Annotated in this window: 18 protein-coding genes; 9 read left to right on the top strand and 9 right to left on the bottom strand. The window is 62.3% G+C overall.

Going from position 1 to position 18,291, the window contains the following annotated elements:
- The 7 genes from HRF45_06350 to HRF45_06320 all read left to right on the top strand — a co-directional run.
- A partial coding sequence (locus HRF45_06350) for a hypothetical protein (GenBank protein MEP0766150.1) occupies positions 1-266 on the top strand: 266 nt, incomplete at its 5' end.
- A gap of 36 nt (positions 267-302) precedes the next feature.
- Positions 303-1,277 (top strand): site-specific DNA-methyltransferase, encoded by a 975-nt coding sequence (locus tag HRF45_06345; GenBank protein MEP0766149.1) that lies wholly within the window; start codon positions 303-305, stop codon positions 1,275-1,277.
- Positions 1,274-1,885: a restriction endonuclease gene (locus HRF45_06340; GenBank protein ID MEP0766148.1), complete on the top strand. Its 612-nt coding sequence runs from the start codon at positions 1,274-1,276 to the stop codon at positions 1,883-1,885. Before HRF45_06345 ends, HRF45_06340 begins: the two co-directional genes overlap by 4 nt.
- Before the next feature lie 112 nt (positions 1,886-1,997).
- Complete coding sequence (locus HRF45_06335; GenBank protein ID MEP0766147.1) at positions 1,998-2,249, top strand: ferredoxin family protein; 252 nt, start codon at positions 1,998-2,000, stop codon at positions 2,247-2,249.
- Positions 2,250-2,268: 19 nt separating this feature from the next.
- Positions 2,269-2,634: a zinc-ribbon domain-containing protein gene (locus HRF45_06330; protein ID MEP0766146.1), complete on the top strand. Its 366-nt coding sequence runs from the start codon at positions 2,269-2,271 to the stop codon at positions 2,632-2,634.
- A 138-nt stretch (positions 2,635-2,772) separates the two neighbouring features.
- Positions 2,773-4,224 (top strand): hypothetical protein, encoded by a 1,452-nt coding sequence (locus HRF45_06325; protein MEP0766145.1) that lies wholly within the window; start codon positions 2,773-2,775, stop codon positions 4,222-4,224.
- Complete coding sequence (locus HRF45_06320; protein ID MEP0766144.1) at positions 4,184-4,813, top strand: prepilin-type N-terminal cleavage/methylation domain-containing protein; 630 nt, start codon at positions 4,184-4,186, stop codon at positions 4,811-4,813. The genes HRF45_06325 and HRF45_06320 overlap by 41 nt, the downstream gene beginning before the upstream one ends.
- A 312-nt stretch (positions 4,814-5,125) precedes the next feature.
- Here HRF45_06320 and HRF45_06315 read toward each other — a convergent pair whose 3' ends face one another.
- The 5 genes from HRF45_06315 to HRF45_06295 form a co-directional block, all read right to left on the bottom strand.
- Positions 5,126-6,268: a PLP-dependent transferase gene (locus tag HRF45_06315; GenBank protein MEP0766143.1), complete on the bottom strand. Its 1,143-nt coding sequence runs from the start codon at positions 6,266-6,268 to the stop codon at positions 5,126-5,128.
- On the bottom strand, positions 6,265-7,578 hold the full coding sequence (locus HRF45_06310) for a homoserine dehydrogenase (GenBank protein ID MEP0766142.1): 1,314 nt from the start codon (positions 7,576-7,578) through the stop codon (positions 6,265-6,267). Before HRF45_06310 ends, HRF45_06315 begins: the two co-directional genes overlap by 4 nt.
- A gap of 233 nt (positions 7,579-7,811) precedes the next feature.
- Positions 7,812-9,287, bottom strand: coding sequence for a rhamnulokinase (locus HRF45_06305; protein ID MEP0766141.1), 1,476 nt, complete (start codon positions 9,285-9,287; stop codon positions 7,812-7,814).
- A 150-nt stretch (positions 9,288-9,437) separates the two neighbouring features.
- Positions 9,438-10,085, bottom strand: a complete 648-nt coding sequence (hypB, locus tag HRF45_06300; protein MEP0766140.1) for a hydrogenase nickel incorporation protein HypB — start codon at positions 10,083-10,085, stop codon at positions 9,438-9,440.
- Positions 10,063-10,425 (bottom strand): hydrogenase maturation nickel metallochaperone HypA, encoded by a 363-nt coding sequence (locus HRF45_06295; protein MEP0766139.1) that lies wholly within the window; start codon positions 10,423-10,425, stop codon positions 10,063-10,065. Before HRF45_06295 ends, hypB begins: the two co-directional genes overlap by 23 nt.
- A 406-nt stretch (positions 10,426-10,831) precedes the next feature.
- Between HRF45_06295 and HRF45_06290 the strand changes: the two genes are divergently transcribed.
- A complete protein-coding gene (locus HRF45_06290; GenBank protein ID MEP0766138.1) occupies positions 10,832-13,996 on the top strand; it encodes a hypothetical protein in 3,165 nt (1,054 codons plus the stop codon).
- Between the two features lie 101 nt (positions 13,997-14,097).
- Positions 14,098-14,889 carry a sugar phosphate isomerase/epimerase gene (locus tag HRF45_06285; GenBank protein MEP0766137.1) on the top strand — a complete coding sequence of 264 codons (792 nt, stop codon included), beginning with the start codon at positions 14,098-14,100 and terminating at the stop codon, positions 14,887-14,889.
- Positions 14,890-15,003: 114 nt separating this feature from the next.
- On the opposite strand, the gene HRF45_06280 is transcribed toward HRF45_06285, so the two are convergent.
- From HRF45_06280 to HRF45_06265, 4 genes are all read right to left on the bottom strand, one after another.
- A complete protein-coding gene (locus HRF45_06280; GenBank protein MEP0766136.1) occupies positions 15,004-15,735 on the bottom strand; it encodes a tetratricopeptide repeat protein in 732 nt (243 codons plus the stop codon).
- Positions 15,736-15,791: 56 nt separating this feature from the next.
- Positions 15,792-16,472, bottom strand: a complete 681-nt coding sequence (locus tag HRF45_06275; GenBank protein MEP0766135.1) for a hypothetical protein — start codon at positions 16,470-16,472, stop codon at positions 15,792-15,794.
- A gap of 57 nt (positions 16,473-16,529) precedes the next feature.
- Positions 16,530-16,883 (bottom strand): hypothetical protein, encoded by a 354-nt coding sequence (locus HRF45_06270; GenBank protein ID MEP0766134.1) that lies wholly within the window; start codon positions 16,881-16,883, stop codon positions 16,530-16,532.
- A 180-nt stretch (positions 16,884-17,063) separates the two neighbouring features.
- Positions 17,064-17,969, bottom strand: a complete 906-nt coding sequence (locus HRF45_06265) for an RHS repeat-associated core domain-containing protein (protein MEP0766133.1) — start codon at positions 17,967-17,969, stop codon at positions 17,064-17,066.
- Between the last annotated feature and the right edge of the window lie 322 nt (positions 17,970-18,291).

Below are 18,291 nucleotides of genomic sequence, written 5' to 3'. Positions count from 1 at the left end.
TGCGCGCGACCGGACCGCCGCGAAAGGCGGTGGGCATCCGTATGGAATCCAAGATGGTGCCCAGGGAGGGCTACGCAGTCCTGAAAAACGGCGCGGAGGTCGGGGCGATGACGAGCGGAGTGTATTCGCCCCTGCTAGAGGTCGGGATCGGTTTCGCGCTTGTTAGGGCCGAGGCGGCGACGCTGAACGAGCCATGCCAGGTGGTGGTGCGGGAGAAACCACATCCGGCGATGATGGTGGCGAAGCGTTTCTTGCCTAGCAGGTGATACAATCCACGATATCGATCTACCAAGGGCACGGCAATGAGTTCACAGTCTCCGGCGTTGTTTGAGCAGCCCAGGCGGATTGCTCGGGGTTTCTCCCCTTCAGAATCAATCGTGGTCTACCCTGGCGACTGCCTCGAGCTGCTGAAAGTAATCCCCGATGAGTCGATCCAGCTCGTCGTAACTTCGCCACCGTACAACATTGGCAAGGAGTATGAGAAGAAGCTACATCTCGACGTCTACCTAGATCAGCAAGAGGAGGTCATCGCTGAGTGCGTGCGCACGCTGTCACCCACGGGGAGCATCTGCTGGCAGGTGGGAAACTACGTTGACCGAGGGGCGATCATCCCGCTGGACGCCGTCCTGTACCCCATCTTTTCCCGCGCCGGCCTTCGGCTCCGAAACCGTATCATCTGGCACTTCGAGCACGGACTGCACTGCAAACGCCGGTTCTCGGGTCGGTATGAGACGATCATCTGGTTCACCAAGTCCGACGAATACGTGTTCAATCTCGATCCGGTGCGTGTGAGCCAGAAGTATCCAGGCAAGAAGTTCTTCAAGGGACCCAAAGCTGGGCAGTACTCGTGCAACCCTCTCGGGAAGAACCCAGGCGACGTGTGGGTAATCCCAAACGTCAAGAGCAACCACGTCGAGAAGACCGAGCACCCATGTCAGTTTCCCGTCGAACTAATCGAGCGACTCGTGCTGTGTCTGAGCGAAGCCGGTGACTGGGTGCTCGACCCGTTCCTCGGATCCGGTACCTCGGTGATCGCCGCGATTCGCCACGGGCGTCGAGGCATGGGTGCGGAGATGGTTCCGACATACGTCCGGCTGGCGCTCGAACGCATCCAACAGGAGCTGGACGGCACACTGCGTTCGCGCCCGATGGGCAGGCCAATCTATGACCCTCGTGAGCGCCCGAGCAGTGTCAGCCAGCCCCCCTCACGGAAGCGGCCCGAGCAAGCGACCCTGTTCGAGCAAGGACGGCGGTACGGTCCGAAGGCGGATCGATGAAGATCGCTGAGACGTACTCCCACCTCAACGGACTGGAGTTTCTGCTCGTGCACAAGCCGGCTCTGTGGCGGGAGATTCAGGACGTCATCGCGGTGGTTGATGCGGGCGAATGCCGCACGAAGGTCTCGAAGGAGAAGAAGATGCAGGGGAAGCTCCTGTTTAGCCCGAAGAAGCTAAACGCGTCCTTCAAGGACCTTCTGCGCGACAAGGGGTGGCGGGAGAACCGCGCTAGTTACTGGGTAACGCGGAGCGAGAGGCTCATACGCAAGACGTTGACAATGCCGCCGGATGAGCAGAGAGAGGCGATCCTAGCAAACGGAGAGGAGCCGATCTATAGCTACAACCAGACCGACTTCGTCAAGGACCGCGTGGCAATCGAGATCCAGCTTGGCAAGTACTCGTTCGTGGCCTACGACCTCTTCGTCAAGCACCTGGCCTTCTATATCGGCGACCACATAGACGTCGGGATCGAGATCCTCCCGATGAAGTCCCTGCAAAGCCAAATGAGCTCCGGTCCGGGGTACTACGAAGGGGAAGTCTACAACGTGGTTCGGCATGGGCGTGGTGTGCCCGCCGTCCCGCTCGTACTTCTTGGGATTGAGCCCTGACTCAGCCATCTTGGCGCCCCCTTGTCCCGTAGTGCACAGGAAGGCACCTCTGGCATACCGAGGGGCAGGCCCAATATGCCAGAATTGGAACGCTCTTCGAGGGAGGGAGACTATGCCGTACATCATCTGTGAACCGTGCATCGGGGTGAAGGACAAAGCCTGCGTGCCGGTCTGCCCGGTGGACTGCATTTACGAAGACGAGACGATGCTCTACATCAACCCGGACGAGTGTATAGACTGCGGGCTGTGCGAGCCGGAGTGTCCGGTGGACGCGATCTTCATAGACACGGACGTGCCTGCGCAGTGGCAGAAGTTCATCGAGCTGAATGCTGAGAAAGGGCGGGAGCTGGCGCAGTCCAAGTGACCCGGGGAAGCGGCTCGCCGTGAGCAGATACGACGCCTCTCAGGGAGGGTGGGTGGCCCGCCTCGCGCTCGGGATCGTGCTGCTGTACGTGGCCTTCCTGGCCTTTCGGGTACTACGCATCCTATCGCCTTGGGTTGCGTTATCTGCCGGGCTTGCATGTACGCTGGTCGGCCTCTACCACCTTTTTGGAGTGGCTCGGCTGGCGCTGAAGTACGCAACCCGGGACCCCTATAGCCTGGATGTGCTGAAGGAAGTTGACGAGAAGCTCCGCAACCAACCGGAGCACGTTCACCCCGACGAGATGGAAGGCGTGTATTGCCCTTCGTGCGACGAGGTGTACGTGGACGATGTCCGCTTCTGCCCGAGGTGCGGGCGGTCGCTCTAGCCGAGGGGACAATGGGCCGACATGCCCGCGTCGGGGCAATCGGAGATGGCTCTGCGCAAGAATTGGGCTGCAGCGGCACCCGGCCGGGCTGGATGCTCGGACCGAGTCGTATACATCAGTAACGGAAAGGATCGCGCGATGGTCTTTCGATTTGCTGTTGCGGCTTGTACACTCATTTTAGGTCTCTCGGGCACCGCGGACACCATCTGGGACTACCAGGAGGTTCGCGCCTCGGACGGTTTGGGGATTCACCCTCTGGTGGACGCCGACCCCGAGCCGCAGAATCGTGTCACCATCGAGGGCGTGGCACTGGCTGGAGTGGACGAGATCCTAAATCCCGCCGTGATGTACACCATCTTCGTCCAAGACGATACGTCGGACCGAGGCGGCATTCAGATCTGGGCCGGCAGTTGGTGGTACGGCGGGCTCTGGCGGCCCGCGGAGTATGTGGATTTCCAGGCGGGCGATAGGGTTCGCGTCACGGGCCTCCTAGCCAACCACAACGGCAAGGTGTTCATCAATGATAGGCACTCACCGGCACCGCAGACACGGTTCGTCGTGGAAGTGATCGGGCACGCCGGCATGCCCGATCCGTGGCTAATCCCGTCCATCGGCTCGTGTAACTACTTCGATGCCACACGCGTAGGCGGTGGCGAGCGATACCAGACGCGATGGGTGATGCTGCACGGGGTGGAGATCACCGGTGGCACGTGGGGCAACGACCAGTTGCTGACGATTACTGATAACACGGGGTCTGTCGGGATGCTTCTGGCTGGTCCCGGAGACTTCAGTTCCTACCCACAACCTAGCGGCAAGTTGAATGTCGTCGGCATCTTCGATCAGGAAGATGCCGTTCTGCCTTTTTTCGATGACTACCGCGTGTGGGTGAAGCGGCGAGCAGACATCGCAGCCGCCCTGGACTGGTGCAATCAGGTGCAGCAGGTCGGAGCGGGCGAGCAAGTGGCGCTCGTCGGCAAGCTCGTAGTGCAGAGCGGACCGAACGAGTTCATAATCGAAGACGCCAGCGGAGAGGTGGTAGTCGTAAGCGATCACCCCGTGGCGGCCGGTGACGTGGTGGCGGTACAGGGCTCGGTGACGCGTGAAGGGATCGAGGCGCGATACGTGACCGCCTTGCCCGTGAATGACGTGGTACTGACCGCGACGGTCGCGTTGGAGTCCTATGCGCCCGGGCCCGCAGGCGTGCCCGTCCAAATCTGGGTCTATGATGTCACGTCGGGTGGTGACCTCGTAGGCTCCTATCAGGTCGTACTGGACGGCAACGGACAGTTCATACAAGATCTCGGCATCAAACAGAGCACCGGACGGGAATACCGTGTGCGTGCGAAGGCCTCACACTGGTTAGCAGCAGACTTCTCGTTCACGGCTGGCGGCGATCAGGTTGTCACCTGGGAACTCGTCAATGGCGATGCAGATGGGGACAACCAGATCGGCTTGGGTGATCTCAACCGCATGCTGCTGAGCTTCGCACGGAGCGACGACCCAGAAGCCGATGTAGACGGTGACGGAACGGTGGGCCTAGGCGATCTGAATGTCGCACTCATCAACTTCGCGAAGACGGGGGCGCCGTAGAGGCGTTACCCTCATAGAGCTCTTAGTGGTGGCCGCCATCCTGGCGCTGTTGACGGCCATTCTCTTCCCTGTGCTGTCACGCGCCCGCACCCAGGGAACGGTAGCACGAGCCCACACCGAGCTGGCACAGGTGGGGCTGGCACTGCAGATGTACGCGGACGATTGCGGGGCTTTTCCTCCTGCTCGCACCTACTGCTCGGGCCTGGAGATGAAGATCGAAGACTACAACGAGCTACCACCCGAGTTGTACAAGCAGGGCTACATAAAGCTGCGAAAGTACCTGGACCCTTTCAACCCGGGGCGCGCCTACAAGTACATCGCGCCAGGGCCGGGCTTTGCCAACAACGTGAAGACCATCCTACCAATCTGGGTGCCAGAGGACTATCCGCACAGTACTAAGGCGTGCGTGCCCTACTTCGACCAGAAGACCTCCCCGCTGAAGTGGGCCGTGTGGTCGGTGGGGCCGACGGGAGGTGTGGACATGTTCACCTCCGAGCAGCGCCAGCTACCTGTGCCCCGGTGGTGGTGGTTCCCCTATCGGTGGGATGGAGTGATCGTTCGGCTTTCGGACGGACGCAAGTCGCCGTAGGGAATTGCCCGCTGACCCATCTCCCACCACTGGGAGTGCTAAGGGATCGGGAGATGCCTTCATCCGAGGGTGGATGAAGACATGGGAACCCGTCATGCTGAGCCTGTCGAAGCACGCGTCCGGGAGCCGCGCGCGTGGCACACGTGAAGATGACAAGGCGCGGCATGGGGCTTGCTGCTTCGACAGGCTCAGCATGACGGGCCTGCTTGTGGCCAGACCCGATACGGACGTAGGTGCCCAACCATACAAAGGCGGACCTGCCATGAGCTATCCTCGCTGGCGATCACTCTAAGTGCTAGGTGTTGCCGAGTGCTACACCGTCTCCAGCGCCGTGACAAGATCCTCGATCAGATCGTCCGGGTGTTCTAGACCGACGCTGAGGCGAACCAGGGTGTCGCTGATCCCTGCGCGCTCGCGCGCTTCCGGTGTCATGCTTGCGTGCGTCTGCTTGGCCGGGATGCACACCAGCGACCGCACGCCACCTAAGCTCTCGCCTAGCGCGAACAACTTCGTGGCCGCTACTAGCCGCTGAGTCGATGACGCATCACCGTCCACTTCGAAGCTGACCATCGCTCCGAAGCCCTTCATCTGCCGACGCGCCAACTCGTGCTGCGGGTGCGAGGGCAACCCTGGGTAGTGGACGCGCCGCACCTTGGGGTGCTCCTCTAGGAAACGTGCCACCTTCTCCGCGTTCGCAGACTGCTGCTTCACGCGTAGGGAGAGCGTCTTGATCCCTCGGGCAAGCAGCCAGCAATCGAAAGGCCCCTGGACCGCGCCCACTGCGTTCTGCAGGAACTTCAGCCGCTCGTACAGCCCGTCATCGTTGGTGAGGCACGCGCCACCTAACACGTCGAGGTGACCGCCGATGTACTTGGTGGTGGAGTGAATCACGATGTCGGCGCCGAGTTCCAGCGGGCGCTGCAGAACGGCTGTGGCGAAGGTGTTATCCACCACGGTTGTTAGGCCTTTCGCACCTGCAAGTGTCGAGAGTGCCTCGATATCGCACAGGCCGAGCAGCGGGTTAGTAGGCGATTCAAGCCACAGCATTCGCGTATTCGGTCGGATGGCACGCTCCACGGCACCGATGTCGGCTACATCCACGAAGTCGGCCTCAATGCCGAACCGCTTGTAGACGAACTCCAGAATGCGGAAGGTGCCGCCATACACACTGGCTGGGCAGACGACATGGCTACCACTCTCCAGCAGTAGCAGGATGTTGTTGATGGCGCTCATTCCGGAAGCGAAGCACAATCCGTACTTCGCACCTTCCACGGCCGCCAAACTCTTCTCGAGCAGCGAGCGCGACGGATTGCCCGTTCGAGAGTAGATGAACCCTCGGTCCTGTCCGATTCCGTCCTGGATGTAGGTCGAGGTCTGGTAAATGGGTGGCACGATGCTGCCCGTGGCGCCGTCCGGTTCGTGGCCGACGTGGATTGCGAGTGTTTCGGGTCTCACTTGGGTCCTCCTATGGCTTGATCTGTTGCTTCGTAGATAGGAAATGCGCGCGGAGGTTCGCTCAGATAGCTCTGCTTGTGCAGGCGCTTGAGGGCAGTCTCGAGCGAACTCCGTCTCGAACGGTGTGTTAGTATGGCGATGTCGGCTCTCTCCTGGCCGACCGCCTCCACTCGGTGCACTTCGACACCGCTGGTATCCAAAATGCGTGTGACCGAGGCAAGCACGTGCGGTTGGTCGCGGAAGGTGACTCTCAGGTAGTACCGCCCGCTCGTGTCGCCCAGGGGAACGATTTGCGGCCGCTCCAAGTCCAGCACTCGCCTACCCGGGACGCATGCGCGGGTACCAGTGGCAATGCTCAATACGTCACCTAACACAGCCTGCGCGGTGGGCAGAGGGCCTGCACCGGGACCAGCAAAGAAGAGTGAGCCGACCGAGTCGCCCTCCAGCATCAACGCGTTCCACTCGTCCGATACGGTAGCCAACGGGTGTCCTTCTGGCACCAGGTTCGGCTCCACCCGCAGTTCGACGGAACCGTTGTAGCGCCTGGCAGTTGCGAGCAGCTTGATGGTGAAGCCGAAGTCACTCGCAAAGCGCAGGTCGTCCGCAGTCAGACTGGTAATGCCTCTCGTGTAGACATCCGAGGGGCGGAGGGATAGGCCGAAGGCCTTGCGCGCGAGCACTACCAGCTTGCACTGCGGGTCCGAGCCGGACACATCGGCCGTCGGGTCGGCTTCTGCGAGCCCACGTTTTTGCGCAAGCTTCAGCGCGATCTCGTAGTCCAATCCATCGCGCGCCATGCGGGTTAGGATGAAGTTGGTGGTGCCGTTCAGGATTGCCGTGATAGAGTGGAAACGTTCGGCGGCGAAGGTGTGGTCCAAAGCTTGTAGTACGGGGATGCACGAGGCTACGCTGGCCTCATACCCGAGCGCGCAACCCTTGGCGTGCGCCAGCGCCTCGAGCCGCTCGCCGTGTGCGGCGAGTACCACCTTGTTTGCAGTAACCACGCTAGTGCCGGACGACAACGCTCGACGGATCGCTTGTAACGCCATGTCCCTACCACCGAGCAGCTCGACTACGATGTCCAACTTCTTCTGTTTGAGAACGTCGCCCAGCTCCTTGGTGAAGTCCAAGCGCCCGTTCAGACCCTCACGCTCTTTGGCCAGGTCGCGGACCAAGGTCTTGCCGATGCGCAGGCGCACTCCTGCGGCTTCCTCTATGGCCTGTTGCTCATCATGGATGAGACGGGCCAGCGCGGCGCCCACTCCGCCACAACCGAGTAGACCCACACTCACCTCGCGCACCTTCGGCATGCCAATCCTCCCAATGTGGAAGGGCCGCTCCCTTCCCGGAGCGGCCCTCCTGAAAACGTTATGCGTTTGCTTTGGACTACCGCCTTCGTATGGCACCGGAAAGGATATGCGCGGGTGTCGCCACGTCGAGCGTGGCGTGGCGCATCCTCATGGTTGCCATTCGAGTGAAGACTTCGGTCGTCACGATGCGCGCATTATACGTGCCCTTCGGCATTCTGTCAACCCCTGGCAAGTTAAGATTGGGCCTCAGTCAGGTGAAGGAAGCGCTCGAACGGCTCATCCCACTCCTCTGGGTGGCGTGGCTCATACCGCATTGGGGAGACGGAGCGTCTGAGCAGCGCTCTGGCTTCAGCCAACGAGGAGAGCCTTCCTGTCGCTATGGCTTGGACAAGGATGTTCCCCGCCGCGGTGGCTTCGGCGGGACCTGCAACCACCTCGCAACCGGCTGCGTCCGCCGCAAACTGGCACAACAGCGAATTGCGTGAGCCGCCCCCTACGACATGTAGCGTTCTGATGTTCCGTTTCGTTATCTGCTCGAGCTGCCGAAGGGTGATGCGGTACCGCAGCGCAAGCCCCTCCAAACAAGCCCTTGCCATCGCTCCGCGAGAGGTCGGTACAGGGAGGCCGAGCTCGGTGCACCGGGTCGCGATGCGGCTGGGCATGTCACCCGGGCGCACGAATGCCGGGTCGTCCGGGTCGATAAACGTGGCGAAGGGCGGGGCAGCCTCGGCTTCCGCCGTGATGGTCTGCCAGTGCAGGTCCGGTGTTTCGGCCAACCACGAGCGCCTGCACTCCTGAAGCACCCACAGCCCAGCAATGTTCTTAAGGAACCGGAACCCAGCCACGCCACCTTCGTTCGTGAAGTTCGCGCGCATCGCTTCGTCGGTGAGAATAGGCTCCGGGGTCTCGACGCCGAGCAGCGACCAAGTGCCGCAGCTTAGGTATGCAATGTCCTCGTGCTCGGACGGGACGGCAGCGACGGCGCAGGCCGTATCATGGCCGGCCGCGGCGATGATAGGTGTGCCTCGTGCTTCATGGGGGTCGCCCGTCAGCGTGCCGACCAGGCTCGCCGAGGGCACGATGGGTGGAAAGATGTGGGTAGGAATGCCCAGTCGCTGGAGAATGTCACGTGCCCAGTCGCGAGCTATCGGGTCGTAACACTGCGTAGTGGTCGCGATGGTGAACTCCGCAGAACGCGATCCGCAGAGCTCGTGGGTGATGAGGTCCGGCATGAGTAGCAGACAATGCGCTGTGTCCAGGGCTCGGGAGCCTGCGCGTGCGGCTGCCGCCAGTTGATAGAGGGTGTTCAGCTCTAGGAACTGGATGCCGGTGCGGCGGTAGACCTCGTCCTTTGGCACCTTTGCGAACACCACATCCATCATCCCCGCGGTGCGCGCATCGCGGTAGTGGTAAGGGGCCTCCAGCAGTTGGCCTCCAGCGTCCAACAGTCCGTAGTCCACGCCCCACGTGTCCACGGCAATGCCGTCCAGACGCGGCACTCGCGATGCCGCCTCGCGGATCGCGGCTCGGACGTTCGTCAGTATGGCGGACAAGTCCCATCGGAGCGAGCCATCCTCTGTGGTGATCGGCCCGTTCGGAAAGCGATGAACTTCGTCCATTTCCAGGCCGTCAGTACCGATGCTTCCGAGGATCCCTCGGCCGCTTTCCGCTCCGATGTCGAGGGCGAGGTAGTGGAAGACGTCACTCATGGTCGGCTTATTGCAATTCGGCAGGAAGCAAGCTGTTCCCTGCCAAATGCACTACGGGGAGGCTCGACTCCGGCGACCCGCCGGTTCTGAGCCAATCGCCGAGGCGGCACAACCATGACGGCTCTCAGGCTTATGGCCGAGACGGCGAACCTACCTGCGGATGCGTGAGCGGAGCCAGGCCAACCAGGATTCGAAGCCTTCGCCCGTAGTGCAAGAGATCTGCATAAGGGGTGCCTCGGGGTTTACCGAGCGGAGGTGCTCCTCGAACCGCTCCACGCTGAATGCAACGTAGGGCAGCAGGTCGCACTTATTCAGGATCACCGCCGCGGAGCCGCTGAACATCGAGGGGTACTTGGCCGGCTTGTCGTCGCCTTCCGGCACGCTGCTCACGACGATCTTCTCCCGCTCGCCTAGGTCCCAGGCTGCCGGGCACACGAGATTGCCCACGTTCTCTATGGCCAGAACGTCGAGGTTTGAGGTGTCGAGGTGGTCGAGTGCCTGTCGCACCATGGCGGCATCCAGGTGGCAGTTACCGCCCGTGTTGACCTGGACCACCGGCGCGTCGTGCCGAGCGACTCGCTGAGCATCTAGCTCGGTCGCAAGGTCGCCCTCGATCACGCCGATGCGGAGCGACCCATCGGCAAGCTCGAGCGTCTTTTCCAACAGCGACGTCTTCCCAGCCCCGGGCGAACCGAGCAGGTTGAAGACGTAGAGACCTCGGTTATCGAACGCCTCCCTCAGGGACGCTGCGATGGCGTCGTTGGCTTCCAGGATCTTATGTACTACCGGGATCTTCACCGTCCACCTCGATCGATACGATACTAAACTCCCGTCCTGAGATCAGGCGCGCGCGGGTCGCAGCGCACGCAGGGCACGCGATGGGTCCGTCCCCGGCACCGAAAGTAGCACCACACTCGCGGCACTCGAAGCGCGTCGGCACAGTCTCCCACTCCAGTGACGCACCCTCCGCCGGCGTCCCCTCCGCGATGATGCCCAGGTAGAACTGGATGCAATCAGGAACGAAGGAAGACCACTCTCCGACCTGCAGGGAAATTCGCGTCACCTTGCGGGCCTTGGCCTTGGCGGCTTCATCCAGGACCACGCGCAGCAAGTTCTCGGTTGCGGCTAGCTCGTGCATCTTGTCCCATTATCCCCACGAATGGCTAGGCCTGACGCACACTGGGACCGACGGCTTGTGTGGCATCGCCCTCCGTGGCATCGCCGTCCCGGCGATGATCTTGCGCGTGGCATCGCCGTCCCGGCGATGGGGACCAAACACGGGCGGGACGCCCGTGCCACGTAAGCTACTGTCCCGGCGATGGACTTAGGCCCGACGGCTTTCAAAAAGCGGACAAATGTGTAGTATAATACGAGTCCAAGTAAGAATCCGGTCGCTTCCGGACCGTGGGGCGCGGTGCCGGGAGCGTGTTAATATTTGTTGTGTTGTGCTGCACACTCCTGCGGGGGACCGAGTATGCACCACAAGTGAAGGGAGTGTCGACATGGGGATTTGCTCCATCGTGGGTCGTCGGTGGCTTGGTGTCGTGACGTGTATCCTGGCTCTGACGGTTGCGGGCACCGTTCATGCCGGCTTTCAGGCTCGGCTCTGGTTCGAAAACCAGACCAAAGGGACCAGCAATTCAGGGCCCGTTCTCGCTGAAGCCGGAGACCGCATCGCAATCCGGTTCAGCTTCGTGGGGGACACGAGCAACGACAAGTGGGCCGTCCTGCAATTCATGATCGGTCTGGACGGTATTCGGGTGATCAGTGAACAAGATGGGAACTCGTTCATCGGGCAGGCGGCAACGAGCTTCCTTTCTGGCAGTTCGTTCCCATCGAAGCTATTCTGGCAACCGAACAGCGGCGCCATTCACGACAACGGACTGAATCCCGGAGACGTAACGGCCACGCTTATTGCCAATCGTGGGCTCTACCTACGTGTCACCGTGGATCAGAACAACCCCCAGGCCAGCAACTTCGTAGCCACCATTTTCCGCTTCACGGTGCAGCCTGGCAGCAGCGGGCAGCAAGTCCGCTGGACATACGAGGGCCGAGACACGGCCACGGGCATCTCCACGCGAATCGTGCTGCCGAACGGGGCAACACAGCTCGTGACGAACAACTACGTGCAGGTGGTGGGCGGCATACCACAGGACTGGATCCGAAACCCGAACAACGGCCACCTCTACCGCACGACGATCACGCGCATGACGTGGCGCGACGCACGGCTGCTGGCCGCGTTGTGGGGCGGATCACTCGTTACCGTGAACGATGCCGCCGAGCAGAACTGGCTCATCAGTCAGTTCGGCTCTGCAGAGAACTTCCACATCGGCCTGCGGGACGTGAAAGCTGGCTTCGGCAAGTGGCGGTGGGAGACGGGCGAACCTGTCAACTACACGAACTGGGCGCCGGGGGAGCCAGGATCGAGCGCGTCGGAGCCTGTCGTCCAGATGAAGGCCGGTACGAACGGACAGTGGGAAAACGTGACCTTCGCGACCACTGCCTACGGGATCGTGGAACGCGTGCCTGGCATCGTCCAGACCTTAGAGGTGCCGGCGACCGGTGCAACGGTTGTGTCCTCGCCCCTGTTGAACGGACGCACGTACACTGTCGAGGCTTCGGGGGTGTATGTGTTCTCGGGTGACGGCGGCCTGGCCGACGCCGAGTTCTGGTCGCAAGGTGGGCAGAACTGGGAGCAGACCTATCCGGGCGACCGACTCGACCTTCTGGCCAACGGGCAGAGCATCGGGTGGCTCGGCTCCACTGACGGTGTGCGGTTTGCCGCGAATACCTACTCGCCCAGCCACGTTTACCGAACGACCATCGTCGGCACGGGAGACCCCGTGCAGTTCCGTATAGACGACCCGACGCCGGAGGACAACTTCGGGGGGCTACAGGTTCGCATCTACGAGGGCGTACCCGAGACGGGCGTACAGGCGGACGCACCGTGGCCCCTGACCGAGGCAGACCGCCATACGACGGGCTACCTGCCATGGGCGGCGGGACCCGACAGTTACATCCTCAAGTGGTCCTTCCCCACCACCGGCAGGCCCTTGGTGGTCTCAGCGAGTGGGGACGTGTACTGTGCGCGAGGGAACACGCTCGAGCAATTCACCAGCACAGGACTCCGGCAGGCCACCTTGGTAGTGGGAACGCAGGACATCACGGGTGCCGCGATCGGCGTGGACGGCACGGTGTACGTGGTGTGCGGGAACGAATCCATCAGCGCGCTTAGTCCCGACCTATCGCAGGTGTACTGGACACAGCCCGGAGGGGGATACTGCGGGCTCACGATCGACCGCGACGGCAACCTGTATTACGGCGGCTGGTTCGGCGACGGACGCATCTACTCGAGGCAGCCCAACGGGGTGATGCGGTGGAGCATCAACCTGCTAACGACATTGCGCCGCGGAGTGTCCATCGGGCTGGACGGAAAGGTGTACTTCACTTCGGCGAACGGCAACACCGTGTACGCGGTAAGGCCTGACGGCACTCACGTGGACATGATCAACGCTGGTAGGCCAGGCTCGCTGCCGCCCGTGTTCGCTTCTGACGGAACTGCTTACCTGACGCCGTTCGACGGCTACTTCCAGTGCTTCAACCCGAACTGGACGCTGCGCTGGGAATACATCATAGATGGCGCCTACGGCGCACCATCGGTGCTGCCGAACGGGCGGGTAACGGCGGTGGGGTTCATGGACTCCGCGCTCTACAGCTTCGATCCGGACGGCACGCTGCTCTGGCTGGTGGACCAGTTCTCGATGGGTGACGAGCGGGTGCGAACCGATGCCGTCGGCACCGCGATGAACCTGAACTGGACGCACACCCTCTGGGCCGTCGACTACTTGGGCGAAACACTGTTCACGGCGGACTTCGACGGCACGCGCATCCCGCCAAGCCACATCATGGGCGCGGACGGCACCATGTACGTCAACATGGACAGCACGCTCATGGCGATCGGGCCCGGCGTGCCCGTGCCGCAGGAGACCTTCGTGGTCATCAACGATCTGTTGAGCCAGGCCGGAGCCACTGTGACGCTGCAGGCGCGGCTCGCGCTCGCGCGCAACGGCGGTGGCTTGAGCGGACGGCCCGTTCAATTCAAGGTGGGTGGGGTGACCGTAGGCAACGCCTCGACGGACTGGCGCGGCATCGCTTCGCTCAACTACACCATCCCGGCCCAGACCGAATCGGGGCCAATCACCATCGAGGCGGTCGCGGCGAGTGACGACCTGGCCTGGGGATCCTCCGCGAGCGGGAAGCTGTGGGTCACACCGAAACTCTCGACTGTCTCGGGGATCGTTGAACTGCAATTCTACTTTGCATCGCGGGCGGGAGTACCCATCTCCTTCGAGGTGTTGGATGGGCAGACGGTCGTAGCGCGCGCAACCGGAGTGCTGAACTCGGTCGGCCTGTATACGATTGCGGTCCCGGTCAAGGGCACGTACTCGCTGAGGGCGAAGGGACCGACATGGTTGAGCCAGCGCGAGGACGGCGTGGTGTTCGACCCGGACACCCCCGCGGTGAGAAGCTACTCGCTGATAAACGGCGATGCGGATGGCGATAACGTCGTGGGGCTCGGCGACCTCAACCTAATCCTGCTGAACTTCCAGAAGACGGGGACGGTGCCCGGCGACTTGGATGGCTCGCGTCAGGTGGACCTCACGGACGTCACTATTGCACTGCTCTCCTTCGCCAAGGTCGGTACCTAGCACAGAAGGGGCGGCCCTCGAGCCGCCCCTTGCTCTCCGCACACTGCTGAACGCTATGATCGCGGCTCTGCGCGATGTCGTCGCGCGGCAAGGGGGGTGCCATGAAGTTACTGGTGTTCCGCGCGCTCTGGGGCATGGAAGGGGCGCCACAAGACATGGTTAGGTGCATCGCCGAGGCCGGCTATGACGGTGTGGAGGGCATTCCGCAAGGCGTCGGTCGGGCCGATTGGACGGCGATGCTGGGCGACCACGGGCTGAAGATGATCGCCCAGATCTTCACCGATACCGCCGAGGACTTCGCCGCCGAACTGGCGCGCGCGGTCGAGTACGGGCCGCTTCGCGTGAACGTGCACAGCGGACGCGACTGCATGTCCCGAGACGAGGGCTGTGCGTATTTCGAGCGTGCCCTGCGCGAGGAGGAACGGCACGGCATCCCCGTGGCGCACGAGACGCACCGCGGGAGGCTGTTCTTCACGCCCTGGGACACGGCCTACTACCTGCAGCGGTTCCCGACGCTGCGAGTGTGTGCGGACTTCAGCCACTGGGTAACGGTGTGCGAGCGCATGCCGAACGACCAGGCCGAAGCGCTCCGGCTCGCGTGCGAGCGCGCGGTCCACATCCACGGACGCGTGGGCATGGAGGAAGGCCCGCAGGTGCCTCACCCCGCAGCGCCCGAGTACGAGCGGTACGTGCTGTGGCACGAAAAGCAGTGGGACGCGATCCGTGCGGCGCACGAGGCTCGGGGCGATGAGGTGCTTACCTTCACGCCGGAGTTCGGACCGCCTGGCTACATGCACACGCTTCCTTTCACGGACGTTCCGGTCGCGGACCTTTGGGAGGTATGCCTCTGGAGCGCCCACCGCCTCCGCGAGCGTTGGTCGGACATCGGCTAGTACAGCGACGCAAGCGGTTGGGAAATCGGGAACGAGCCTAGACGTTCGGCTACTGGGGTTGGCTGCACGCGTATGGCAGCTTGATCCAGCAGCCGGCACTTCGAGGCATATACCCTAATGGAGGCGATTGCGTGCTAGCGTTGCGTACTCGCCAGACGGGTCAGCGGATACAGCTCGATGATAAGCCTCATAGCAGCGCCTGCGATCACCGCTCGCCTCATAGGAACGGGCAAGGTAGTAGTAGCCTGCCGACTTCAGGAACTGTGTCCGTGCGTACGTTACCGCAGCAAGTGCACTCTGCCTCATGTCGTTATGCTGCCCAAGTCGCTCGTACGTGATGCTGAGGCCTAGGTGGGCATAAACATTGCTGTTGTCATGCTGCAATGCTGTACGATAGTATTGCTCAGCTTCCCTGTAGCGCCTCCGCCATCGCGAAGTATCACCCAGAAGCTCATACGCTTCGGAAAGGAGCTTGGGGTCCGAGGGTCGCTGCCTCAACATATCACGGACTACTTCTGCGGCGAACCGATGCTTGCCCTGTGCGGTCAATGAGTACGCCTGGACCATGTACCCGGCGGGAATGCTCGGCCGTTTCTCGGTCAGTCGCCTGGCAACATCTGCAGCTTCTTCGTAGCGCTTGTCCCGGTAAAGAGCTAGGGCGTAGTCAAACAGCAGGCTGTCGCTAGCCTGCGAACCGCGGATCTGCTCCTCCAGTGACGAAGTGCTCGGCAGGTCAGGTCTGACGATGTGCGTTGGCGCTACCAGTATCTGTTCGTGCCCCACGCCGTAGTTATGGAGTAGCACTCCAACGATTGCCCCGATGGCCATAGTTCCACATAGCGCCACAACATGCATCCTAAAGCCACGGGACTGACAGCTGCGCATAACCCCATCGCCCCCGTTCAGTGCCGCGGCCACTTCTGCTTCTCCGGAGCATAAGGATTCTCAATCCACTCCTCGCGTGGCTGGCCGGTCTTTCGATCGATCGGCGAGCTGCCCCACGAGCCCTCGGGCGAGTTCTCAATCCGCTCCTTGATCTTGATCGCGAAAAGCACGGAGAGCACATGCGTGGCAGCGTACAAGACCGCAACACGAGTAACCGGGTGCCCGGCAACTCTTGTGACCCCACCCACAAAGGGCTTGGCCCACTTGCTCCCATCCGGATCCACTGCATTCACCGGGTCGGCGGCGCAGTAGACGTAGGGGTGTTCGGTGAGCAGGGTGTCGCGGGTGGTGAAGCGGCCCGCACACGCGAGTGACCCGCTCCACGGGTCGCCAGCGGCCCGGGCCCCTGAGACCTCCCTAGTCCGAACTGACCGGTTCATCCCAAACAGTCCTTCGAAGTCATTATACAGCAACTCGCCGTGCAGGGTTGCACTTCGGGCAGCGACGTCGCGTATCTCTCCTTCTATGCTGGCTCCGGCAGAGCAGCCCGCTGCATGGAGACCGGAACCCCCACACTGTCGCTCCGAGGCGAAGCCGAGGAGTGACGGGCCCACGTCGGCCTGGCCTCGACGTTCGGCTGCTGGGTTCGGCAACAGATGCACTGTGGGCGTCATCCGGCAGCCGAAACATCGAGGCATGGAAAAACCTCCTCTCTGAATGCCTCCGCTGCTTCTGCAGCGGAGGCATGGGGCGGCCTAACCCTGGCGGCCTCGCCTCGCGCCGGGGTCCGAACCCGCTCGCGCCTGAGTGCCGCTACCCACGTCCGACTCTGCTGCACGCAAGGTGCGGTTGAGCCGCACCATCGCCACGAGGATTGACACTGCAACAAGGGAATACACGATGCCAACGGCGCCAGCAAGCCACGTCGGCGTGGCGGAATTCCCATGCTGTAGGAATGCAATCAAGGGAGGGCCGCTTGCGAACAGACCCGAGCCACAACCAACGGTGGCCCAGCCCAGCGCTCTGCGAGTACCCTGCCGTGCCTGGGCGTCACCATCCGCCCCTACGTAGCGAAGCAGCCGAGACAACTCGGCCGCGCAGCTAGCCAACGAGCATCCGCATGCCAAGACCATACTGAGCATAGTTATAGGAATAATCATGGCTATCACCTCGCATAATCGATAACGGCTGGGCGACAGTCACCCGCACTTAGTACACGATAACTTGGGCCCACCGAGTCCATGAACCTCACACCACGGGTGTCCGCCCGCCAGGAGAATGGCTGCTGGCTAGGGGCATAGGCGTATGTTGGGCCCGATCCACGTCCCTGGCGCACCAGGACCTTTTGGCCGGCCCCCCCGACCCTCAACGATGACGATCACGTCGCCCAACAGGCCCGTGAGCCAATCCCCGGCAGGCGTACTAGTGAACCAGTCTCCTACGCAATACCCGCCGTACATTGCACCCGCTGTACCGACGATCAATCCGCCCCAACCCAGAATGATCACGCCGGCTGCACTTCCCAGCAGCCCACCGCCAACTACCGCACCTGCGCCGCCAGATATTACGAACGCACCGCCGTACATGCCGACGAACCCACCGCCGAGACCTCCGATGGCCTCACCAGTGGGAAACGGCTTGGCTTCGCGATGTCCGCTCGGATCCACCTTGTTCACTGGATCCCCGTCGCAGTAGACGTAGGGGTGTTCGGTGAGGAGCGCGTCGCGGGTGGTGAAGCGGCCCGTGGTAGGATCGTAGTAGCGGGCGCCCACATGCAGCAAACCCGCATCCCCGTCGTCGCGGTAGCCCCAGTTGCCGCAGTATCTGTTCATCAGCGAGGCGCTACCGCTCGAATACGTCGTGTTTCCGAAGGCGTCGTAGACGAAGGTGCCACTAACACTCTGGTTGTTTGCCGTCACCTTCCGGGTGTTACCCTGCGCATCGAACAACGGCCAGTCCGCGTTGCTGCTAACCAACCCAATCCCGAACCAGTGTGATGCCTCCGCCGCTTGCGGTGGAGGCCCATCGGAGAGCGGCGGCAGGTATCGACATGCAGGAGCCTCCGCCGCAAGCGGCGGAGGCATCACACCCTCGCGGTCACCGCTGTGGCGCACGAAGATGTCGAGGGAGACCCCAGCATCCGCCACTGCGGCCCGGGCCCCCGAGACCTCCCTAGTCCGAACTGAACCGCTCATCCCAAGTAGCCCTTCGCAGTCATTATACAGCTACTCGCCGTGCGGGGTTGCGTTTCCAGCATCGTAGTCGCGAATCTCCTCTCTTGTCCGGACCCCGCCGCCTCCCGGCGGCATGCCAGCGATCTCGCCCTGCAGTCGCCGGCGCCGAGACCCAGGATCCAGGCTGTCACCACCCTCACGCTGTCACTCCGAGGCGAAGCCGAGGAGCCCCTTTCTCAAGCGCCCACCTGCCGCATCCTAAGGTCCTCCGCCATCGCCCCTCCGCCTTGATACACACGCACCGGTTGGGGGAGAAAGGGATTCCTCGCTGCGCTCGGAATGA

Source organism: Fimbriimonadia bacterium (genome assembly GCA_039961735.1).
Lineage (GTDB): Bacteria > Armatimonadota > Fimbriimonadia > Fimbriimonadales > JABRVX01 > JABRVX01.
This window is presented reverse-complemented; position numbering and strand designations above follow the sequence as displayed.